At 72.5% G+C, this 2858-nt stretch carries 2 protein-coding genes; one reads left to right on the top strand and one right to left on the bottom strand.

The window, feature by feature from the left end; genetic code table 11:
• A partial coding sequence (locus ABZ885_RS38610; RefSeq protein ID WP_360199489.1) for a metallophosphoesterase family protein occupies positions 1 to 1500 on the top strand: 1500 nt, incomplete at its 5' end.
• Positions 1501 to 1653: 153 nt separating this feature from the next.
• Here ABZ885_RS38610 and ABZ885_RS38605 read toward each other — a convergent pair.
• Positions 1654 to 2655, bottom strand: a complete 1002-nt coding sequence (locus tag ABZ885_RS38605; RefSeq protein ID WP_360199487.1) for a DUF389 domain-containing protein — start codon at positions 2653 to 2655, stop codon at positions 1654 to 1656.
• Between the last annotated feature and the right edge of the window lie 203 nt (positions 2656 to 2858).

The raw sequence follows: 2858 nt of genomic DNA, 5'->3' as shown, positions 1-2858 counted from the left end.
GGTCAGGCCACGCCGCACCGGCTCGGCGCGCCCAGCGTCAGCGGGCTGCACCTCCAGTACGGCACCGACGCCTCGTCCGAGATGACCGTCTCCTGGATCACCCCGCAGTCGGTGCGCCGCCCGCACATCAGGCTCGGCTCACCGGACGGCGGCCTCGGCCGGGTGGTCGAGGCCGAGACGCGGACCTACCGGGACGCGCTCTCCAAGGACGAGGTTTACGTCCACCACGCCCGGCTGACGGGGCTCCGCCCGGCGACCACCTACCTCTACTCGGCCGGCCACGACGGGGCGACCCCCGAGACGGGCTCGTTCACCACCGCCCCGCGCGGCCGGGCCCCGTTCACCTTCACCAGCTTCGGTGACCAGGCCGCCCCCAACCTGCGGCGCGAGGTCAAGTTCCCCGACGGCGTCCCCGGGCCGCTCGGCAAGTACCCGGTGTTCACCAGCAGCCAGGTCGGCACCCTGCACTCCGCCGACATCGTGGCGGCCGTCGAGCGGGTCGGCCCGCTGTTCAACCTGGTCAACGGCGACCTCTGCTACGCCTCCTACAGCGGCCGGCACGGCCAGAGCCGGACCGCCACCTGGGCCGACTGGTTCATCAGCAACAGCCGCTCGACCCGGCTGCGCCCGTGGATGCCGTGCGTCGGCAACCACGAGAACGAGGGCGGCAACGGCCCGCTCGGCGCCCTCGGCTACCAGGCCTACTTCACCCTGCCCGACTCCTCGGCCTCCCTCGACGAGGAGACCCGGGGCATGTGGTACGCCTTCACGGTGGGCTCGGTGCGCTTCATCAGCCTCGCGAACGACGACGTGGCGATCCAGAACAGCGGCGACACCTACCTGCGCGGCTACTCCGGTGGAGCCCAGCGGCGCTGGCTGGAAAGGGAGTTGAGGTCGGCACGGGCCAGCCGGGCGGTCGACTGGATCGTGGTGTGCATGCACCACCCGATGATCTCCAGTTCCCGGCACGGCAGCGGCAGCGACCTCGGCATCCGCGAGGAGTGGGGCCCGCTGTTCGACGCCTACGGGGTCGACCTGGTGCTCAGCGGCCACGAGCACTACTACGAGCGCTCCCACCCCGTCCGCGGCACCCTGCCCAACGACACCCGCACCCCGGTGCCGGCCGGCACCCGTACGGACCTGATCGACACCGGCCGGGGCACCGTCCACATGATCATCGGCGCGGGCGGCAACGCCGCGACCACCCAGGACGACCTGTTCGATCAGCCCAAGGGCCGGGTGGTCATCGGCCTGGAGGACCCGAAGCCGGGAGCCCCGTACCGGGAGTCGATCTGGCTCACCGAGGACGCCCCCTGGGCCGCCGTCCAGGACCGCGAGAACACCCACGGCTTCGCCGCCTTCGACGTCGACCCCGGCGACCGCCGCGGCGGACGCACCCGCATGCGGGTCACGTACTACACCTTCAACGGCCCGCACGGCGACCTCACCCCGGTGGACACCTTCACCCTGGAACGCAACCGCTCCGACAGCCGGGACTGACACCGCCCGCCGCCCGGCGTCCGCCGCCGGGCGGCGCGTGCGGCGCGGGCGTGCGGCTCTCCGGCCCGGTGGGCGTACGTGGCAACCGGTTGGTGGACGGCCGTCGCAGCCGTGGCCGATCGATCCACGCACCGCCTGCGCCAAGCGGGTGGCTCAGCCGCCGACGCGCCCGGCCTGGATCTGGCGGCCTGCGGTCGTCGTGACCACGACCGGCACCCCGTCCGGGACCTGCCCCTGGAGGTCGGCCAGGAGCGAGTCGACCGAGGGCAGGTCCCCGGGCGCACGTACCTGGATGTAGAGGGTCCGGGACTGCGCCTGGACGTTGACGACGGAAGCCCCGGGTGTCGTGGCGAGCCATGCCGAGGCGGTGTTCGTGGCTCGTGTGGTCCACAGCTGGACGAGCAGGATGCCCGCGGTGTTCGCCGCCAGCAGCAGGCCCACCGCGGCGAACAGCAGTCCGAGCGCCACATAGGTCCTGCGGGGGGAACCCGTCCGACGCGGGTGGTCGGCCGCCGCGTACCCCAGGGCGCCGAACACCGCCATGCCGGCCACCACCAGGGCCAGCAGGTTGGACACGAACAGGACGAACGAGCCCAGGGCCAGCCACCAGGCGGTCTGACCGGCGCAGACTCCGGTCACCACGAGCGGGGGCACCAGCGAGATGGCGATCGCCACGCCGGGCAGGACGGCGGCGACGTCCCGGCGGGCGAGTGCGACGGCGCCGGCGAAGCCGGTGGCGAGCGCGGCCACCAGGTCCATCAGCCCGGGCGAGGTGCGGCTGGAGATCTGGCTGTCCGACAGCAGGTCGTAGGAGGCGGGCAGCACCAGTGAGAACAATGCCCCGACGGCCACCACCAGCAGGCCCCCGGAAACCACGAACACGGCCGCCGTCGACGGCCGGCGCTGCACCGCCCCGAGAGCGATCCCCATGATCGGTGTGGAGAGCGGGGCGATGATCATCGCGCCGATCACCGTGGCCGTGGAATCCGTCAGCACGCCGCCGGCCGCGATCACGGCGGACAGGAACAGCATCGTCCAGAAGGCGGACTGCTTGGCGCGGGTGTCTCCGGACGACAGGTCCAGGTCTTCCTCCAGCTCCTCCAGGGTCCTTCGCTGGTGATCGGGGAGGACGCGGTCACGGAGGCTGCTGAACACCAGCCGAGTATCGCGCCGCACGGCGTGGTGCCGGAGGTGCCACACGGAATCACCCCCCGGAGAGAGCACACCCGACCTGGGCCGGAAGGCAGTAGTGACTCGCGCCCGACGTTTCCTGCCTGGTCATGGGGCTGGAGGCCACGACCACTCCGGCTCCAGCCGGTTCGGGCCCGGTGGGGGAGGGGCGCCCGAACCGGCTGGAG

This window comes from Kitasatospora sp. NPDC047058 (assembly GCF_040643935.1).
GTDB lineage: Bacteria > Actinomycetota > Actinomycetes > Streptomycetales > Streptomycetaceae > Kitasatospora.
This window is presented reverse-complemented; position numbering and strand designations above follow the sequence as displayed.